Raw genomic sequence first — 19,020 nt, forward strand, 5'->3', positions numbered from 1 at the left:
GCCGCATCGCCATCAGGCTTGCTCGAAAGCGGATCCAACCCGCGCATGTCATCGCATGGTCATTCTGGCGCAGAGCTCACCAGGCTGCCGCTCAGCGCGCGCATCTCAAAGCAAAACGGCAACTGTAATGCTAGACAAGCGACAGCTCCTGCATCTGACCCGCCGGGTGCCCAACATCATAGGGGGTGGTGGGCACGGCGCTTTGCGCCTTTGCGCACCCTACGCATCGCCACGCGGTCACTTCACCTCCGCCAGCGCGGCGAGGATGCGGGCCCAGGAGCGGATGCCCTTCTGGAAGCTTCTGAGGTCGTATTTCTCGTTCGGCGAATGGATGTTGTCGTCGTCGAGCCCGAAGCCGACGAGCAGCGAGTCCAGCCCAAGCGTGCGTTTGAAGTCGGCGACGATCGGGATCGAGGCACCCGACCCCATCAGCACGGTCTCCTTGCCCCATTCCTCGGTCAGCGCCGTCTTCGCAGCGGCGAGCGGCTTCATGTTCCAGTCGAGCGCGACCGCGGGCGCGGCGGAATGGTCGCCGAACTCGACCTTGCAGTCTCCCGGAATCCGCGCCGACACGTAATCGCGGAAGGCCTTGCGGATCTTTGCAGGATCCTGCCCCTCGACCAGGCGGAACGACACCTTCGCCGATGCATGCGACGGGATCACCGTCTTCGAGCCCTCCCCGATATAGCCGCCCCAGATGCCGTTGACGTCGCAGGTCGGGCGTGAGGACGCCTGCTCGATCAGGAGCCGGCCCTTTTCGCCGGCCGGGATCGACAGGCCGATCGGCTTGAGGAACATCTCCGGCGTCAGGTTGAGCTTCTTCCACTGCTCCAGGATATCGGGCGGCAGATCTTTCACGCCGTCATAGAAGCCGGGAATGGTGATGCGGTTGTCGTCGTCGAACAACCCGCCGAGAATTTTGGTCAGCACCCGGATCGGGTTCATCGCCGAGCCGCCGAACACGCCGGAATGCAGGTCGCGATTGGCGGCGGTGATCTTCACCTCTTCGTAGAGCAGGCCGCGCAGCGAGGTGGTGATCGCCGGCGTGTTGCGATCCCACATGCCGGTGTCGCAGACCAGCACGTAGTCGGCTTTGAACTCGTCCTTGTTGGCCTCGATGAACGGCACAAAATTCTTCGAGCCGACCTCCTCCTCACCTTCGATCAGGAAGGTGATGTCGATCGGCAGCGATCCCGTCACTTTCTTCCAGGCGCGGCAGGCCTCGACGAAGGTCATCACCTGCCCCTTGTCGTCCTCGGCGCCGCGCGCGACGATGATCTTGCGGCCGTCGGCATGGTCGGTGATCACAGGCTCGAACGGCGGACGGTGCCAGAGCTCGAGCGGATCGACCGGCTGCACGTCATAATGGCCGTAGAACAGCACATGCGGCCGCCCGCCCGCGACCGTCTTGCCGACGACCGCGGGATGGCCGGCAGTCGGCCTCACCTCGGTCGCGACGCCGAGGCTCGCGATGTCCTTGGCGAGATGCTCGGCCGCTGCCTTGCACTCGGCGGCGAAGGCCGTATCCGCGGAGATCGACTTGATCCGCAACAACGAGAACAGACGCTCCAGGCTGTTGTCGAAGTCCTTGTCGATGTGGTCGAGCACGGATTGAAGCTGCGCGTTGGCCATGGTCGTGTTCCCGTCGTTTGAAGCTCAAGAAATCGGGTCTCAAGATGGTTGGGGTTTTAGCCCTGCCGCCGCGTCGGAGCTAGCCACAACCGGCGGATGCCGGATGTGCCAGACGAGCGTACCGGCGAGGATGGCCGTGGCGATGAGGTTGTTGCCCCAGGCCTGGATGACATTGGGAAACCACGGCAGCGACAGCAGCATGAGGAATCCAGCGATGCCGAGGGCGATCCAGGTTCCCAGGCGTACATTGGCTCGCTCGTCGAAGGCGGCGCGATGCATCAGCACCGTCATCGGCAGGAACAGCCACATGAAGTAGTATTGCCGCGCCAAGGGCGAGGCCACCGTCATCAGGCAGAACAGGATGCCGAGCTCCTCCGCATCCGAGCGCGGCGTTCGCCGTGCTTGCTGTGGCATGGTCGCGACGAAGCCGAGCCCGAGCAACGCCGACAGCGCGAGCACGATCCAGTTCGCCGTCCTGTAATCGACGTCGATGACATTCATCGTGCGCGGCGGCTTGTTGGGATCTTCCTGATTGTAGTTGATCGGCCGGACCAGCCGGTGCGTGACCGCAATGAGGGACTGGTTGACCCACGACCAGTTCTGCTCGTCGCGCTGGCCAAAGCCCTTTTCCGAGCTCGTCCCGACCATGCCCTGATACCAGGTCGCAAGTTCGGCCGCGTTACGCTCGAAGCCGCGAATGGGCGCCGGCACGATATAGAGAAGGATGCCGATGAAGGCGATCGTGCTGAAAACGGCAGCCCACTTCCGCCGCCAGACCAGATACGGCAGCACGGCGATTGGAAACACCTTGATGGCGCTGGCGAGCGCGAACAGGAAGCCCGCAAGCCAGGGCCGCTGACGCTGCAAGCTCCAGAAGCCGTAGAGCATCATCGCCAGCAGGACGAGGTTGGGCTGGCCAAGGTCGAACATGTCGAACACGAAGGTCACGGTGACCAGGGCCGGCAGCGCCTCCAGCCAAGGGCTGGGCCTGTGGCCCGAGCCGGTCATGGCATTGGAGAGAATCCCCGTGTACCACCACGCCGCCGCATTCAGGATCGACAGGACGATGTAGAGCGGTATCTTGCCGAACCAGCTCGGGATCGCCAGCAGGATCGCCGGCAAAGGTGGATAGATGAACTCGAACTGCTGGCTGACATCGCTGGGATAGAGCGGTCCGCCTTGCAGTACCTGCTGCCCGGCCCAGTACCACAGCGCATAGTCCTTGGTCTTGCCGTGCCCGAAGATCTCGGGAACGAGCACGTCGGCGGACAGGAGGACGCAGCAGGACAGGAAGAGAAGATCGAGCGGCGCGCGCAGAGACAGGGGACGGAGCGCGCCGAGTTTGGCAAAAAAGTCGGTTGAGGTCACAGTGTGGTCCAGCCAGGGGACATAGCACCTAGCAGACCCAGAGACGCTTGGAGAGCCCCCTCACCCGAATTTGTACATGTCACGCACCCGACCTCTTCCCGGAAGCGGTCGAGATTGCGGACGGATTGCCTCAAACAAGGCTTGCTGCCTACCTCCGCAGCAAGCCGCCGAGCGCACCGCGGACCAGAGTGCGGCCGATCGAGCCGCCGAGCTGACCACCGACCGATTTGCCAATATTGGCGGCCATCCCGCCGATCACCTGATTGGTGACCGATCGCGTCACGTCGCGCGCCATGACCTGGCCGGCCGACAAGCGGCCGCGCTTGACGTTGGTGCCGAAGATGGTGCCGACGATCGAGCCGATCTGGCCGAGGATGCCGCCGCCGCTTCCGCTCGCCGGACCGTCCGCGGTGACCGCGGTGCCGGCGATGCGCTTCTGAAGGATCTCGTAGGCGGATTCGGAGTCGACGGCGGTGTCGTATTTGCCCTTCACCGGGCTTGCATCCATGATCGCCTTGCGCTCCTCCGGCGTGATCGGCCCGATACGGGCCGATGGCGGCCGGATCATCACCCGCTCGACCATCGCCGGCGTGCCGTTGCCTTCGAGGAAGGACACCAGCGCCTCGCCCTTGCCGAGCTCCATGATCACCTTTGTGGTGTCGAGCTTCGGGTTGGGCCGGAAGGTCTGGGCTGCGGCGGCGACCGCCTTCTGGTCGCGCGGGGTGAAGGCGCGCAGCGCGTGCTGCACCCGGTTGCCCAATTGCCCGAGCACGCGATCGGGCACGTCGATCGGGTTCTGCGTCACGAAATAGACTCCGACGCCCTTGGAGCGGATCAAACGCACCACCTGCTCGATCTTGTCCATCAGCGCCTTCGGCGCGTCGTTGAACAACAGATGCGCCTCGTCGAAGAAGAACACCAGCTTCGGCTTGGGCGGATCGCCGGCCTCGGGCAGCTCCTCGAACAGCTCTGACAGCATCCAGAGCAGGAATGTCGCGTAAAGCCGTGGGCTCTGCATCAGCTTGTCGGCGACGAGGATGTTGACCATGCCGCGGCCGTCACGGTCGGTCTTCATGAAATCCTTCAACGTCAGCGCCGGCTCGCCGAAGAATTTGGTGCCGCCCTGGTTCTCCAGCACCAGGAGCTGGCGCTGGATAGTGCCGACGGTCGCCTTGGTGACGTTGCCGAACCCTTGCGCAGCCTTTCGGATCGGCGCTAGCGGATCTTCCGCTGCGTCCGCAGCCTTCTTTCCGCTGTCGGGCACGATCGCATCCAGCAACGCCCGCAAGTCCTTCATATCCAGGATCGGCAGACCGTTGTCGTCGGCGACGCGGAAGGCAACATTGAGCACGCCCTCCTGCACGTCGTTCAGATCGAGCATGCGCGCGAGCAGAAGCGGCCCCATCTCGGTGACGGTGGCCCGCACCGGGTGGCCCTGCTCGCCAAACACGTCCCAGAACACCGTCGAGAACTGGTCGGGCTGAAACGTCAGCCCCATCTCGGTGGCGCGCTTGACGATGAAATCCTTGGCTTCGCCGACCTCGGAGATGCCGGAGAGGTCGCCCTTGATATCGGCGGCGAAGACCGGAACACCGGCGCGCGCAAATCCTTCTGCCATGACTTGCAGCGACACCGTCTTGCCGGTTCCGGTTGCACCGGTGACAAGGCCGTGGCGATTGGCGAGCGCCAGCGTCAGCCAAGCCTGCTCATTTCCCTTGCCGACGAAGATCCTGTCGTCGATGTCGCCGAGCTTGCTGTCCTGTGCCGTCATTTATTGTCTCTGATCTCTCTGCGGTGTTTCGCGTATCGAAATTCGCGTGCTCCAGTTCCGTAGTTTAACGCATGTTGCGCACCGATTGAAACCGTTCAACGCGACCTGGACACGCGACATTGTCGGAGAACGAGCGAATGACATCCGCCGAAAGTGGGAGCGACGCGTTCGCACCGCGGCAATTTTTCAATGATTTCGTCTCCGCTCTTGCATCGCTGCAACACTTCTCGCGCGTTCGAGAGTGAATCGCCCGGTCGCGTGCGTTCATCGCTTGTATTTCACATCACACCGGCTCAAGATCATTTTTCGAAAGTAATACTCCGGCGTGCAAACCGGCTGAGGGGCGGGCTTATGGACGAGCTGATCGGACGGCTGGCAACAAACGCCAGCATAGATAGTGCTGTCGCTGAAAAGACCGTCGGCATTATCCTGGGCTTCCTCCGCAACGAGGGTCCTTCCGACAGCGTCGAGGTCCTGATCGACCAGATCCCAGGTGCAGAAGCGGCGATCGAGGCGTCCAAGAGCGCCGGCGGTCTGTCGCGGCTGATGGGCGGCGGCCTGATGGCCGTCGGCACGCGCCTGATGGGCCTGGGGCTCGGCATGTCCGACATTCAAAGAGTCGCCCGTGAACTTTTTCGCTTCGGCCGAGACAAAATCGGAGCGGATCAGATGGGCAAGATCATCGCGGGGACGCCGGGCCTCAGCCAATTCGCCTGAAGCGCGCATTTCATACCGAGTATCATGACATATCCGATCTCCGAGATTGACGGCCTGCCCGCCTTTGCCGCCGGCAAGTTGAAGGCGCAGGGTCTCCGCACCACCGATGCGCTGCTCGAGGCGGCCAGCACGGTGAAGGGGCGCAAGGCGCTCTCCGCCAAGACCGGCATCAGCGAGCAGCTGCTGCTGGAATGGGCCAACGTCTCCGACTACATGCGCATTCCCGGCATGGGCAAGGCCAAGGTCGGCCTGGTCCGCGCCGCCGGTGTCACAACCGTGCGCGAGCTCTCCTATCGAAACCCGGCAAGGCTCGCCCAGAGCATGCGGGAAGCCAACGAGAAGAAGAAGCTCGTCCGCATCCTGCCCTCGGAGAAGTCGGTCGGCGACATCATCGCCAAGGCGAAGAAGCTGCCGCCGAAGATCACGTATTAGGGTTGCTCGCCGCATACGAATTGCCGCGCTACTCTCTCGGCATCGTTTTGCCCGATGGACAACAATGCATCCCCCAACTCCGCCGTCATACCCCGCGAAAGCGGGGTATCCAGTACGCCGCGGCTCCTCCGTATCGCGGCACTGTCTCTGGAATACTGGATTGCCCGCTTTCGCGGGCAATGACAGCGAGGGTGTGCGACGCCGTGCCCAAACGCTGGCAACCCACCCCTCCCGTCTTGACTCCCCCTTCCCGACCGCGCAAAGCCACCGGCATGAATGCCTCGCCCTCCCCATCCGTCGCATCGGCCGGCTCGGTCGGGCCCGACGTGCTGCGGACGCTGCTGGAACGGCCGATTCCGGCTGTGATGGGCGTGCTCAACATAACCCCGGATTCCTTTTCCGACGGCGGGCAGTTCATCGCCCCCGATCAGGCGCTGGTGCGGGCGCGGGCCATGATCGCCGCGGGCGTCGACATCATCGACATCGGCGCCGAGTCCACGCGGCCCTACAAGGGTGCCCGGCCGGTCACGGCGGACGACGAGCTCGCCCGGCTGAAGCCGGTGCTGGCTGATGTGGTGGCGCTCGGCGGGCCCGTCTCGATCGACAGCATGAAGGCGGAGGTCGTGGCTTTCGCGCTCGACCAGGGTGCTGCAATCGCCAACGACGTCTGGGGCTTGCAACGCGATGCCGGCATGGCGCCGTTGGTTGCCGCGAAAGGCGTGCCTGTCATCGTCATGCACAACCGCGACAGTGTCGATCCCGCCATCGACATCATCGCGGATATGAAAGCATTCTTTCAGCGTTCCCTCGACATCGCCGCAAAGGCCGGCATCGCGCGCGACAAAATCGTGCTCGATCCCGGCGTCGGCTTCGGCAAGACCGCCGAGCAGAGCATGACCGCGCTGGCGCGGCTCCGTGAATTCGACACGTTCGGCCTGCCGATCCTGGTCGGCGCGTCGCGCAAGCGCTTCATCGCCTCGGTGTCGCCGTCGGAGCCGAACGAACGGCTCGCCGGCTCGATCGCCGCGCACCTGATTGCCGCGCAGCGCGGCGCCAGGATCATCCGGACCCATGACGTCGCTGAAACCTTGCAGGCCCTGCGGGTGGCGCATGCAATCGAGAGCAAGCAATGACCGATACGATCTTCGTGACCGGCCTGTCGATCCATGCTCGCCACGGCGTGATGGATCACGAAACCGAAGTCGGCCAGCGTTTTGTCATTGATCTCGAACTCTATACCGACCTGTCGGAGCCTTCGCGCACCGACCGGCTCGCCGATACCGTGTCTTACGCCGAAGTGGTGGCGACCACGACGGCGGCGTTCAAGAACACCAACTACAAGCTTTTGGAGCGCGCGGCCGGCGCGGTGGCCGACGCCATCCTGTCGCACTTCCCGCGCATCCGCGCGGTCAAGATCACCGTGCACAAGCCGCATGCGCCGATCGCCGCGATCTTCGACGATGTCGGCATCATGCTGACGCGCTCGCGGCAACCCTGACATGGCGAGCGCGCTGATCGCACTCGGCGGCAATGTCGGCGATGTCCGCGCGACGTTTGGGAAGGCGATCGCGCATATTTGCGGCATGACGCAGGGCGTGCTGATCGCGCGGTCGTCGGACTATACGACTCCACCCTGGGGCGACGAGGACCAGGCTCCCTTCATCAACGCCTGCATCGAGATCGAGACCAACCTCGATCCGCACGCGCTGCTGTTCGTGATGCAGAAGGTCGAGCAGAAATTCGGCCGCACCCGGGACAAGGAGCGGCGCTGGGGACCGCGCACGCTCGATCTCGACATGATCGCCTATGACGATGTCAGCTTGCAAAAGCCCGACCTGACCTTGCCGCACCCGCGCCTGTTCGAGCGCGCCTTCGTGCTGGTGCCGCTGGCCGAGATCGCGCCCGACCGCGTGATCGGCGGCACCCGCGTTCGTGACGGGCTCGCCAGCGTCTCGACGCAAGGCATTGAGCGGCTTCCGGATACCGGTTAACCAAAAACAACCGTTTGCAGGGCGCGCCGGCCGTGGCAATTTCGCCGCCGAACAACAAGATTTTTGGGAGCCCCTCGCCGCATGACCTCCGTGACTGACGATCTGCCGCTGGCGGCCGATTTTCCCAAGGCAACGGTCGAAGACTGGCGCAAGCTGGTCGATGGCGTGCTGAAGGGCGCGCCGTTCGAGAAGCTGGTCGGCAAGACCTATGACGGGGTGAGGATCGATCCGCTCTATCCGCGCGCCAAAGGCGTTGCGCCGGTGGTGGGACGGCCTGCGGCTGCGCCGTGGCAGATCGTGCAGCGGATCGACCATCCCGACGCGGCGGCCGCGAATACGCAGGCGCTGACCGATCTCGAGAATGGCGCGACGGGTCTCGCGCTGGTGTTTGCCGGCGGCAATGGCAGCCATGGCTTCGGCCTGGAACCGACGGCCGACGCGGTCGCAAGAATTTTGAAGGACATCCATCTTGATGCCGGCATCGGCATCGAGCTCCAGATCGGTCCACAGTCGCGGATGGCCGCGATCCATGTCGCGGAATATGTGAAGAGCAACGGCATCGATCCCGCCGCCTGCGACATCCGCTTCGGGCTCGATCCGCTCGCGGCGGGTGCGGTGTGGGGCCACAGCCCTTATACCTGGGAAGAGATCGTTTCTGCCGTCACCGGCGGCATCAAGGGCCTCGCCGCGCTCGGCTTCAAGGGGCCGTTTGCGTCCGCCGACGGGCGCGTGATCCACGATGCCGGCGGATCTGAGGTGCAGGAGCTCGCCTTCGTGCTCGCCTGCGGCGTCGCGTATTTGCGCGCAATTGAAGGTGCCGGTGTTCCGCTGGAGCAGGCACAGGGCATGGTCTATGCGCGGCTTGCCGCGGATGCCGATCAGTTTCTGACCATGGCAAAGTTCCGCGCACTGCGGCTGCTGTGGGCGCGTGTCGAGACCGCCTGCGGTCTGACACCCAAGCCGCTGTTCATCGCCGCCGATACCGCCTGGCGCATGCTGACGCAGCGCGATCCCTACGTGAACATGCTGCGCGCGACCATCGCGACGTTCGCGGCGGGACTCGCCGGCGCCAATGCGATCACGGTGCTGCCGCACACGCTGGCGCTCGGGCTGCCCGACCCCTTCGCGCGGCGCGTGGCGCGCAACACGCAGCTTCTGCTGCTGGAAGAAAGCAACCTCGCCAAGGTCAGCGATCCCGCGGCCGGCGCGGGCGGCATCGAAACGCTCACCGCGCAGCTCTGCGAAGCGGCCTGGGCGCTGTTTCAGGAGAGCGAGAAAGGCGGCGGGGCCTTCACCGCGCTCCAGCAAGGCGTGTTCCAGAGCAAGGTCGCCGCCACGCGCAAGGCACGGGAGGCCAACATCGCAAAGCGCCGCGAGGTGCTGACCGGCGCCAGCGAGTTTCCGAACCTGCATGAGCGCGAGACGGCGGTGCTGACGGCGACGCCGATTGAGCTCGCACCTTACGGTGAGCAAAAATACAGTTTCGATGCGCTGCCGCCGATCCGGCTCGCGGAACCGTTCGAGGCCTTGCGCGACAAATCCGACGCAACGCTGAAGGCGCGCGGCGCGCGGCCAGAAGTGTTTTTGGCCAATCTCGGCACAGCCGCCGATTTCACCGCACGCGCGACCTTCGCAAAAAGCTTCTTCGAGGCCGGCGGCATTTTGGCCGTCGATAGCGAGGGATTTGCCGATCCGGCCACGCTCGTAGCCGCCTTCAAAACCTCCGGCGCGGAACTCGCCTGCCTTTGTTCCAGCGACAAGGTCTATGCCGCCCAGGCGGAAGCTGCCGCGCAGGCCCTGCAAGCGGCCGGCGCGCGACATATCTATCTGGCAGGCCGCCCGGCCGAGGCCGAGGCGGCGCTGCGTGCAGCCGGCGTCACCGGCTTCGTCTCCGCCGGTGGCGATGCGCTTGCGACGCTGCAGGACGCCTATCGACGGATGGAGCAGCCATGACGGAAGCAGGCAAACCCGTTCTCACCGGCGGCTGCCAATGCGGCGCGGTCCGCTTTGCGCTGACGGCAGCACCGTACAAGGTTTCGATCTGTCACTGCCGAATGTGCCAGAAGGCGAGCGGCGCGCCGTTCGCCTCGTTCGCGGACATCAACCGGACGGATTTTTCCTGGACCAAGGGACAGCCGTCGTTCTTCCGCTCCTCCTCGATTGCCGATCGCGGCTATTGCGCCGCCTGCGGCACACCGCTGAGCTTCGGCCGCATCGACGGCGAGCGGATCGAGATCATGACGGGCGCCTTCGACCTGCCCGACCGGCTGGTGCCGACCCGTCAATACGGAACCGAGTCCCGCCTCGGCTGGGTGGTCGGGATCTCCAATTTGCCGAGCCAGACCACGCAGCAGAATTACGGGCCGGAGAAGATGGCGACCATCGTCAGCCATCAGCATCCGGACCATGACTGAGCGTCTCATACGCTCACCTATGATATGGTTGGAACCATGAGCCGCATACCGAATTTCGCCGATGTCGCCTTCGAGCGTGCCGTCGTCACTGCTCCCTCCGGCAGCGCCGAGCCGTGGCTGACGCCCGAGGGCATTTTGGTAAAGCCCGCCTATGGCGAGGCCGATCTCGCCGGGCTCGATTTCCTCGAGACCTATCCGGGCATCGCGCCTTACCTGCGCGGCCCCTACCCGACCATGTATGTCAACCAGCCCTGGACCGTGCGGCAATATGCCGGCTTCTCCACGGCGGAGGATTCCAACGCGTTCTACCGCCGCAACCTCGCGGCGGGACAGAAAGGCCTCTCGGTCGCCTTCGATCTCGCCACCCATCGCGGCTATGACAGCGATCATCCGCGCGTCGGCGGCGACGTCGGCATGGCCGGCGTCGCGATCGATTCCATCTACGACATGCGTACGTTGTTTGCAGGGATTCCGCTCGACCAGATGAGCGTGTCCATGACCATGAACGGCGCGGTGCTGCCGATCCTCGCGCTGTTCGTCGCGGCCGCGGGCGAACAGGGCGTGCCGCCGGAAAAACTCTCGGGCACCATTCAGAACGACATTCTGAAAGAGTTCATGGTGCGCAACACCTACATCTATCCGCCCGCGCCCTCGATGCGGATCATCTCCGACATCTTTGCGTACACCTCGCGGAAGATGCCGAAATACAATTCGATCTCGATCTCCGGCTATCACATGCAGGAGGCCGGCGCGACGCAGGACCTCGAGCTCGCCTATACGCTGGCCGACGGCGTCGAATATCTTCGCGCCGGCCTTGCCGCAGGTCTCGACGCCGACCGCTTCGCACCGCGCCTGTCGTTCTTCTGGGCGATCGGCATGAACTTCTTCATGGAAGTCGCCAAGATGCGCGCCGCGCGCCTGCTCTGGGCGAAGCTGCTAAAACCTTTCAATCCAAAGGACCCGCGCTCGCTGTCGCTTCGCACGCATTGCCAGACCTCGGGCTGGTCGCTGACCGCGCAGGACGTGTTCAACAACGTGATGCGCACGACGGTGGAGGCGATGGCGGCCACCCAGGGCCACACGCAATCGCTGCACACCAACGCGCTCGACGAAGCGCTGGCGCTGCCGACCGACTTCTCCGCCCGCATCGCGCGCAACACCCAGCTCTTCCTTCAGCAGGAGAGCGGCACCACCCGCATCATCGATCCCTGGGGCGGCTCGTATTATGTCGAGCGGCTGACGCGCGATCTCGCCGCCAAAGCCTGGAGCCACATTCAGGAGGTCGAGGAGCTCGGCGGCATGGCGAAAGCCATCGAGGCCGGCGTGCCGAAGCTGCGCATCGAGGAGGCGTCCGCCAAGACGCAGGCCCGGATCGATGCCGGCAAGCAGGCGGTGATCGGCGTCAACAAGTACAAGCCATCGGACGAAGCCCCGATCGACATCCTCAAGGTCGACAACACCAACGTCCGCCGGCTCCAGATCGACAAGCTGACGCGGCTGAAGTCCGAGCGCAGCCAGAAGGACGTCGATGCCGCGCTCGCAGCACTCACGCGCTCGGCCGGCGAAGGCAACGGCAATCTGCTCGCGCTTGCGATCGACGCGGCGCGAGCCAAGGCGACCGTCGGCGAGATTTCGGACGCGATGGAAAAGGTGTTCGGCCGGCACCGCGCCGAGATCAAGTCCATCACCGGCGTCTACAAGCGGGAGGCGTCCACCATGGGTAACCGGGTCGAGAAGGTTCAGGCGCTGATCGACGCCTTCGAGGAGGCGGAAGGCCGACGCCCGCGCATCCTGGTCGCCAAGATCGGCCAGGACGGCCACGACCGAGGCCAGAAGGTGATTGCGTCCGCCTTCGCCGATATCGGCTTCGACGTCGACATCGGGCCGCTGTTTGCCACCGCCGACGAAGCCGCGCGGCAGGCGGTCGAGAACGACGTGCACATCCTCGGCGTCTCCTCGCTCGCGGCCGCGCACCTCTCCGCGGTGCCGGAATTGAAGGCGGCGCTGAAGAAGCAGGGCCGCGACGACATCATGATCATCATCGGCGGCGTGGTGCCGCCGCAGGACTACGACGCGCTCTATGCGGCGGGTGCCGAGGCGATTTTCCCGCCCGGCACCGTGATCGCCGACGCGGCCGAGGAGCTGATCCGCAAGCTGAATGCCCGGCTCGGGCATAGCGAGGCGGCGGAGTAACTTGGAAAAAGTCGAAACAACTCCCTGGCATTCAGACGACAATATTGAGCGCTATAACTCGCTCTTTCCTGTGCTGCCCGATTTTATTGCCCATTACACAGTTGGACTTAAGCACGGCGAGAGCATCGGTCTATTGGGTACCCATTCACTTAGATTGTGGAGAGATCTACAGGCAGTTCTGGTCGCTGATCAGTCGATCTTAGCTTCGCTTATGCGAGAAAGCGACATACCGATGATAGCAAACAGTCGCGCTGGCTGGGACTGACTGAGACAATCGACACAATCTATAGCGCAGGCCGAGAAGGCTTTGGTTGGTATATATCGACTGAGCGCGATCACATTCCGAAGAATGACCAATCGTTCCGGGGTCATGCAGTCAATTTCTTTTATCGAAACCTCGGCGCTCTCGATGCTGCAAAGCGTTTGGCTGATCTGGGCTACCTGTGTGAGGTCGCAAATATTCTAAGACCAGCATTGGAGCAATTTGCGTATTGCTCAAAATTGGCGACACACAACGGGACCGAAAACTTTCGAGACATCAAGCCGATCCAGTGCATCAACCATTTGAAGACTTTCGTGCCCGCCTCAGGGCACCTGTATGGTCTCATGTCGAAGTACACCCACTTTGAATATGATCATCATACCCACTTTTTCACCTACTCAAAAGACGAGGTCCTGACGATACAAAGAGGGCCAGTTCTCCGCGCCTATTCCACGCATCTGCTCTTCATAACGATGGCATGTGTTGCGAAGTACGTGCTCGCTGTATCAGCGGTTCAGTTTGAGAAAATTCCAGAATCAGTCCGTCAGCTAGATATCTTTATAGAGAGAATAAATCGCTACTCGGATGAAGTCTGTCTGATGCTTCCGCGTGACACAGTGCTGGCGAGCATGGATATCTTGCTTCAAAAGATCATTCGAAACCAAGCTGGCTAGCGAGCTGGACTTCGGCCCAGGTAATCCAACATGAATTATGTGCCCCAACAACGTTGTTTTACCGGGTTGGCGATGACCATCGCCTTCGCACTTTTAACGATTAACAGTTCCCGCGCCGCCGACCCCAAGCCCGACGCCGCCATCAAGAACAAGAGCATTGAGGCCCGCGTATTCCTCGACGACAAGATCAAGGCCGATGCGGCGCTGGCGGCTGATTGCCTCACCGAGGGCAAGAAGTGGCTCGACAAAAACGCGGCCGAGGCGGCGGCCTCGCGCAAAGAGGATCCTCAGTTCTTCAAGGACGGTGGCTGGGACTTCGAGCGCAAATACAGCATCCGCTCTGTGGTCGCCGACCGCTATGTCAGCCTCCTCCGCAACGACTACATGGACACCCATGGCGCCCATCCCAACTCCGACGTGAACACGATCCTGTGGGACAAGGCCGAGAACAAGCGCATCTCGATCCGCCCGTTCTTCACCGAGACCGCCGACAACGGCCCGACGTTGAAGGCGATGGTGAAGGCCGTGATCGCCTCGCTGAAAATCGAGAAGAAGAAGCGCGGTACGAGCGAGACCGCGACGGACGAGTGGTTCAAGGAGCTCGCACCGAGCCTGCTCAAGATCGGCGCGGTGACGCTCGCGCCATCGACCGAAGCGGGAAAGAGTTCCGGCCTCACCTTCCACTATCCGCCCTACGCCGTAGGTCCTTACGCAGAAGGCGAATATGTCGCATTCGTGCCGTGGGAAACGTTGAAGCCCTATCTGACCCTAGAGGGCGCACGCATCTTCGGCGGCACGCGGCCGAAGGGCGACGAGGACGAGGCGCAGTGATCGCCATAAGCCTGAACGGGCCCCGTTGCTCACAGCGCGCTGGTGCTGCTACTTGCGACATCAGCGCAAGGCCGCGTAAAATATCACATCGACAAAAGCCCGATTCCCGAGGGCGCCGCCGGGAACATTGATGTCAGGGATCACGCGCCGCACCTTCGCGGCCTCTTCTGTGGCTGCGGCCACTGCCGCTCTCCTCGCGCCTGCGCTCGCGCAAGCCTATCCTGCGCGGCCGGTGACTTTGATCGTGCCCTGGGGTGCGGGTGGCGGAACGGATGCAACCGCGCGCATCGTCGCGACGCTGCTAGAAAAGGGGCTCGGCCAGCCATTCAACATCATCAACCGCACCGGCGGGTCCGGGGTCGTTGGCCATGCCGAGATCGCCACCGCGGCGCCGGATGGCTACACGATCGGCATGCTGACCGTGGAAATCTCGATGCTGCATTGGCAGGCCTTGACGCATCTGTCGCCGCGGAACTTTACACCACTAGCGCTCATGAACGAAGACCCGCCAGGCATCCAGGTCTCCACGTCCTCGCCATACAAGACGGTGAAGGAGCTCATGAATGCGATCAAGGTAGCGCCGCCGGGAAAGTTCAAGGCGTCGGGCACGGGGCAAGGCGGCATCTGGCATCTCGCACTCGTCGGCTGGATGCGGGCGATGGGATTGCCGGCGAACCAGGTCTCGTGGTCAGCGTCGAATGGCGCAGCACCGGCCATGCAGGATCTCGTCGCTGGCAATCTCGACCTAACCACCTGCTCGGTGCCGGAGGCGCGGGCCACAATCGAGGCCGGTCAGGCGCGGAGCCTCGCGATCATGGCGCCTGCACGCAATCCGATCTTCCCCGACGTCCCGACGCTGATAGAGGCGCTTGGCGTCGACTATTCCACCAGCTCATGGCGCGGCATCGGCGCGCCGAAGGGCTTGGCCCCGGACATCGCCACAAAGCTGACCGCGGCCTTGAAGAGGGTGTACGACTCCCCTGAGTTCAAGGACTTCATGACCAAGCGCGGCTTCGGCACCGTGTGGCGCGATGCCAGCCAGTTCGACACCTTCATGGACAAGGCCGATGCCCAGATGGGTCAAGCTATGAAGGCAGCCGGTTTTGCGAGGGCCTGATTTGACGCCTCATCGCGAACGCCCGACCTGCGGCAACATCCTTTGAGCAGAGGGGCCCTCGCCTGCCCCGCCGGGGCGTTGTAAAGCAGGGCATGGTTGAGAAGAAGGCTTCGCTGGACATCAAATCTCTCGCCCGCGACCTGCGCACGGGCAGTCGCGCGGCGCTGGCGCGGGCCATCACGCTGGTCGAGAGCCGGCGCGGCGATCACCAGGCGGCTGCCCGCGAGCTGGTGCAGATGCTGCTGCCCGACACCGGCAAGGCGGTCCGCGTCGGCATCACCGGCTCGCCCGGCGTCGGCAAATCAACCACGATCGATGTGCTCGGCACCCATCTGATCGAACAGGGCCATAAGGTCGCGGTGCTCGCGGTCGATCCGTCCTCGGCGCGCAGCGGCGGCTCGATCCTCGGCGACAAGACGCGGATGGCGCGGCTTTCGGCCTCAGACGATGCCTTCATCCGGCCCTCCCCATCCTCCGGCACGCTCGGCGGCGTTGCCGCCAAGACGCGCGAGGCGATGCTGTTGTGCGAGGCCGCCGGCTTCGACGTGGTGCTGGTCGAGACCGTCGGCATCGGCCAGTCCGAGACCGCGGTCTGCGACATGACCGATTTCTTCCTGGCGCTGATGCTGCCGGGCGGGGGTGACGAGTTGCAAGGCATCAAGAAGGGCCTGGTCGAGCTCGCCGACATGATCGCGATCAACAAGGCCGACGGCGACAATCTCAAGCGCGCCAACATCACCGCCGCGGACTATCGTGGCGCGCTGCACATCCTGACGCCGCGATCCGAGCACTGGCATCCACCCGTCAAGACCTATTCGGCGCTGACCGGCAACGGCATCGCAAAGCTCTGGCAGAAGATCCTCGATCACCGCAAGGCGATGAACGCGTCCGGCGATTTCGCCGCGCGGCGGCGCGAGCAGCAGGTGAAGTGGATGTGGTCGATGCTGGAGCAGCGCATGCTTGCGCGGCTGCGCACGGAAGCGTCGGTGCGCGCCAAGGTGAAGAAGATCGAGGCGGAAGTCGCCGACGGCCACCTCGCACCGGCGCTTGCCGCTGAAGAGATCATGACCTTCCTGCATTGAGCCTTCGCCGGCCGGAAGCCTCCGGCCGGCTCGTTATGGAAGACGAGCTAACCGATCTGTCCGGCCAGCACCTTCGACACGAAGCGCGCGGTCGCTTCGCCCACCTCTTGCGGCGCCTCTTCCTGGAGGAAATGGGACCCCTTCACCAAGACCGTCTGCTGGTTGGGCCAGGCTCTGCAGAACTCGCGTTGCGCACCGATCAGGAAGCCGGCGGGCTCCGCGTCGATGAACAGCTTCGGGATCGGGCTCTTCGACAGCCATTCCGCATAGGCCTCGACGATCGCGACGACGTCCGCGGGCTCGCCCGCGATCGGCAGCTCGCGCGTCCAAGTCAGTATTGGCTGGCGGCTCGGTCCCGGGTTGCGGAAATAACGGCGATAGACCTCCATCGCCTCCGGCGCGATATGGCGCAGCGGCAGCAAATATTCGATGAACAGGTTCTTCTGCAAGATCAGGTTTTCGCCTTGCGGGCTCCGTTGCGCCTGGAAGAAGGCGCGCGTCACGTCGGGCCACTCGTCCCAGGACCGGAACGGCCGGACGATGCCTTCCATGTAGACAATCGCCTTGACCCTTTCCGGGTGGCGATGCGCCCGGTCGAAGCCGAGCGCCGAACCAAAGTCGTGCACGACGAGGATGACATTCTTGGTCAGGCCCAGCGCATCGAACCAGGCATCGAGATAGCGCTGGTGATCGATGAAGCGATAGGAACCGTTCGGCGCCGCGCCTGAATTACCCATGCCGACATAGTCGGGCGCAAGGCAGCGGCCATAGGGCAACAGATGGGGAATGATGTTGCGCCAGAGATAGGATGGCGTCGGATTGCCGTGCAGGAATACGATCGGGTCGCCGACGCCGACATCGACGTAGGCCATCTGGGTATCCAGCACCTCGATATATTTCCGGTAGGAGATTTCCTCGGTCGAGATCGGGGGATGGTTGACATGCAACATGGATGAGACTCCGTTCTCTCGTTGGACACCAGTAAAATACTTATACTGGTTTCTTGCGTCAACCACCAAAAGTGATTAAATGGTGTTCCATGTCGAAAGCATCGCGCGAGTTCAACGTCCCGGACGCGCTGGCGAATCTCTACGATTTCGCCAACACGCTGGATTTGCGGCACTTCACCCACTACGGCGTGCAGCATCAGCAGGCCGAGGAACTCGCAGACCCCGCCGCCCTCGGCGAATGGTTGCGTCAGCGCGGGCTGATCGACCGAGGTGCAGTCCCGACGCAGAGGACCTTCGAAGCGGCCTTGCAGTTGCGGGGCGCGGTCCGGGACTATCTCAAATCCGATCTTGCGGAGCGCCGCCGCAAGGCGAGTGTCATCGCGCCCCTCAACAAGGCGATGGAGCCATTTGCGCTGCGCGTTGCCGCCATCGGCAAGGACGGATTTGGGCTGATCCCCTTGCAGGCCGACGCGCAAGCCGGCCTCTCCGCAATCGTCGCCGAACTGTACAACGCGGCGGCGGCAGGCACGCTCGACCGTTTGAAGATGTGCGCCGCGGACGAATGCCAGCGTGTCTTTTTCGATCGCTCAAAGCCCGGCACGAGGCGGTGGTGCCAATCCACGCTGTGCGGCAACCGGGAGAAAACCCGGACCTATCGCGAGCGGCACAAGCACGAGAGCGGATCGGAGACCTAAAGCGCGATGAGATGAGGATGAATCATCATCGCGCTTTAGATTGTTGTTTGAGCATGATCTTTTCGGAAAACCGCTTCGCACTTTTCCGGATCATGCTCTACTAGCCGGAGGCTCGCCGGATGCGAGATCCAGTGATAGACATGAGCGAGGGGATCAAATCAGTTGTCCGACAAGCTCCGCATTCTCCTCACCGGCTTCGGCCCGTTTCCCGGCGCGCCCTATAACCCGACCCAGCCGCTGGTCGCGCGGCTGGCGCGGCTGCGCCGCCCGGCCTTCGACGATGTCGACATTGCGAGCCACATCTTCCCCGTCACTTATGCTGCTGTGGATCGGCAGTTGCCGGAAGTGCTCGCGAAGCTGAGGCCTGAGGCGATGCTGATGTTCGGCCTCGCGGCGCGGACCTCGTACCTGCGCATCGAGACCCGCGCACGCAACGCCGTCACCATGCTTTGGCCCGATGCCGCCAACACCCGCTCGCGCAAGGGCGCGATTGCGGCGAACGCCGATGCGATGATGTTCGGTCCGCACACGGCAAGGCTGCTGCGCGCCGCGCGCCTCACCGGCATCGATGCGCGGCCCTCGCGCGATGCCGGCGCTTATCTCTGCAACTATCTGAGCTGGCGCGCGATCGAGAACGTGAAGGCCGGCGGGCCAGAGCTTGCGGCGTTCATCCATATTCCGCTACTCGCCCGCGGTGGCGCGTCGCGGCGCAAGGGCGCGCCGCGCATCACGCTGGAGGACCTAGTGGATGCTGGCGAGGCGATGCTGATGGAGATGGTGACGTTGGCGCGGAAGGAGCGCACTTCGTAGGGTGCCAACCCACCCTACCGCACCTTCCTTGGGTAAACATTTAACCCTACCGCGAACAATCCTCACGCCTACATCCGCCCT

At 63.5% G+C, this 19,020-nt stretch carries 18 protein-coding genes; 14 read left to right on the forward strand and 4 right to left on the reverse strand.

Features of this window, described 5'->3' with window-relative positions; all coding sequences use genetic code 11:
- Positions 1-237 precede the first annotated feature (237 nt).
- From IVB18_RS34360 to IVB18_RS34370, 3 genes are all read right to left on the reverse strand, one after another.
- On the reverse strand, positions 238-1,632 hold the full coding sequence (locus IVB18_RS34360) for a M20/M25/M40 family metallo-hydrolase (protein ID WP_247984735.1): 1,395 nt from the start codon (positions 1,630-1,632) through the stop codon (positions 238-240).
- Positions 1,633-1,671: 39 nt separating this feature from the next.
- Complete coding sequence (locus tag IVB18_RS34365) at positions 1,672-3,000, reverse strand: glycosyltransferase family 87 protein (protein WP_247984736.1); 1,329 nt, start codon at positions 2,998-3,000, stop codon at positions 1,672-1,674.
- A 148-nt stretch (positions 3,001-3,148) separates the two neighbouring features.
- The gene (locus IVB18_RS34370; RefSeq protein ID WP_247984737.1) at positions 3,149-4,771 is read right to left on the reverse strand and encodes a helicase HerA-like domain-containing protein; all 1,623 of its coding nucleotides are present in this window, start codon (positions 4,769-4,771) and stop codon (positions 3,149-3,151) included.
- Positions 4,772-5,122: 351 nt separating this feature from the next.
- Between IVB18_RS34370 and IVB18_RS34375 the strand changes: the two genes are divergently transcribed.
- From IVB18_RS34375 to meaB, 12 genes are all read left to right on the forward strand, one after another.
- Positions 5,123-5,488 (forward strand): DUF2267 domain-containing protein, encoded by a 366-nt coding sequence (locus tag IVB18_RS34375; protein ID WP_247984738.1) that lies wholly within the window; start codon positions 5,123-5,125, stop codon positions 5,486-5,488.
- Positions 5,489-5,512: 24 nt separating this feature from the next.
- Positions 5,513-5,920 carry a DUF4332 domain-containing protein gene (locus tag IVB18_RS34380; RefSeq protein ID WP_247984739.1) on the forward strand — a complete coding sequence of 136 codons (408 nt, stop codon included), beginning with the start codon at positions 5,513-5,515 and terminating at the stop codon, positions 5,918-5,920.
- Positions 5,921-6,192: 272 nt separating this feature from the next.
- Entirely contained in the window at positions 6,193-7,053 is an 861-nt protein-coding gene (folP, locus tag IVB18_RS34385; protein ID WP_247984740.1) for a dihydropteroate synthase, read from the forward strand.
- A complete protein-coding gene (folB, locus tag IVB18_RS34390) occupies positions 7,050-7,418 on the forward strand; it encodes a dihydroneopterin aldolase (protein ID WP_247984741.1) in 369 nt (122 codons plus the stop codon). Before folP ends, folB begins: the two co-directional genes overlap by 4 nt.
- Before the next feature lies 1 nt (position 7,419).
- Positions 7,420-7,911, forward strand: a complete 492-nt coding sequence (folK, locus tag IVB18_RS34395) for a 2-amino-4-hydroxy-6-hydroxymethyldihydropteridine diphosphokinase (RefSeq protein WP_247984742.1) — start codon at positions 7,420-7,422, stop codon at positions 7,909-7,911.
- Between the two features lie 81 nt (positions 7,912-7,992).
- On the forward strand, positions 7,993-9,864 hold the full coding sequence (locus IVB18_RS34400; RefSeq protein ID WP_247984743.1) for a methylmalonyl-CoA mutase subunit beta: 1,872 nt from the start codon (positions 7,993-7,995) through the stop codon (positions 9,862-9,864).
- A complete protein-coding gene (locus IVB18_RS34405) occupies positions 9,861-10,325 on the forward strand; it encodes a GFA family protein (protein WP_247984744.1) in 465 nt (154 codons plus the stop codon). Before IVB18_RS34400 ends, IVB18_RS34405 begins: the two co-directional genes overlap by 4 nt.
- 36 nt (positions 10,326-10,361) lie before the next feature.
- Positions 10,362-12,518, forward strand: a complete 2,157-nt coding sequence (gene scpA / locus IVB18_RS34410; protein ID WP_247984745.1) for a methylmalonyl-CoA mutase — start codon at positions 10,362-10,364, stop codon at positions 12,516-12,518.
- Between the two features lie 606 nt (positions 12,519-13,124).
- Positions 13,125-13,454: a hypothetical protein gene (locus IVB18_RS34415; protein WP_247984746.1), complete on the forward strand. Its 330-nt coding sequence runs from the start codon at positions 13,125-13,127 to the stop codon at positions 13,452-13,454.
- A 72-nt stretch (positions 13,455-13,526) separates the two neighbouring features.
- Positions 13,527-14,285 carry an RsiV family protein gene (locus IVB18_RS34420; RefSeq protein ID WP_247984747.1) on the forward strand — a complete coding sequence of 253 codons (759 nt, stop codon included), beginning with the start codon at positions 13,527-13,529 and terminating at the stop codon, positions 14,283-14,285.
- A 130-nt stretch (positions 14,286-14,415) separates the two neighbouring features.
- A complete protein-coding gene (locus tag IVB18_RS34425; RefSeq protein WP_247984748.1) occupies positions 14,416-15,402 on the forward strand; it encodes a tripartite tricarboxylate transporter substrate binding protein in 987 nt (328 codons plus the stop codon).
- A gap of 92 nt (positions 15,403-15,494) precedes the next feature.
- Entirely contained in the window at positions 15,495-16,484 is a 990-nt protein-coding gene (gene meaB, locus IVB18_RS34430) for a methylmalonyl Co-A mutase-associated GTPase MeaB (RefSeq protein WP_247984749.1), read from the forward strand.
- A 47-nt stretch (positions 16,485-16,531) separates the two neighbouring features.
- Here the strand turns inward: meaB and IVB18_RS34435 are convergent, their stop codons facing one another.
- Positions 16,532-17,434 carry a haloalkane dehalogenase gene (locus IVB18_RS34435; protein ID WP_247984750.1) on the reverse strand — a complete coding sequence of 301 codons (903 nt, stop codon included), beginning with the start codon at positions 17,432-17,434 and terminating at the stop codon, positions 16,532-16,534.
- Between the two features lie 89 nt (positions 17,435-17,523).
- Here IVB18_RS34435 and IVB18_RS34440 point away from each other — a divergent pair, with 89 nt between their 5' ends.
- On the forward strand, positions 17,524-18,129 hold the full coding sequence (locus IVB18_RS34440; RefSeq protein WP_247984751.1) for a CGNR zinc finger domain-containing protein: 606 nt from the start codon (positions 17,524-17,526) through the stop codon (positions 18,127-18,129).
- Positions 18,130-18,291: 162 nt separating this feature from the next.
- Positions 18,292-18,939: a pyroglutamyl-peptidase I gene (locus tag IVB18_RS34445; protein WP_247984752.1), complete on the forward strand. Its 648-nt coding sequence runs from the start codon at positions 18,292-18,294 to the stop codon at positions 18,937-18,939.
- Positions 18,940-19,020: the final 81 nt, after the last annotated feature.

The sequence above is a fragment of the Bradyrhizobium sp. 186 genome, assembly GCF_023101685.1.
In the GTDB taxonomy this organism is placed as follows: Bacteria; Pseudomonadota; Alphaproteobacteria; order Rhizobiales; family Xanthobacteraceae; genus Bradyrhizobium.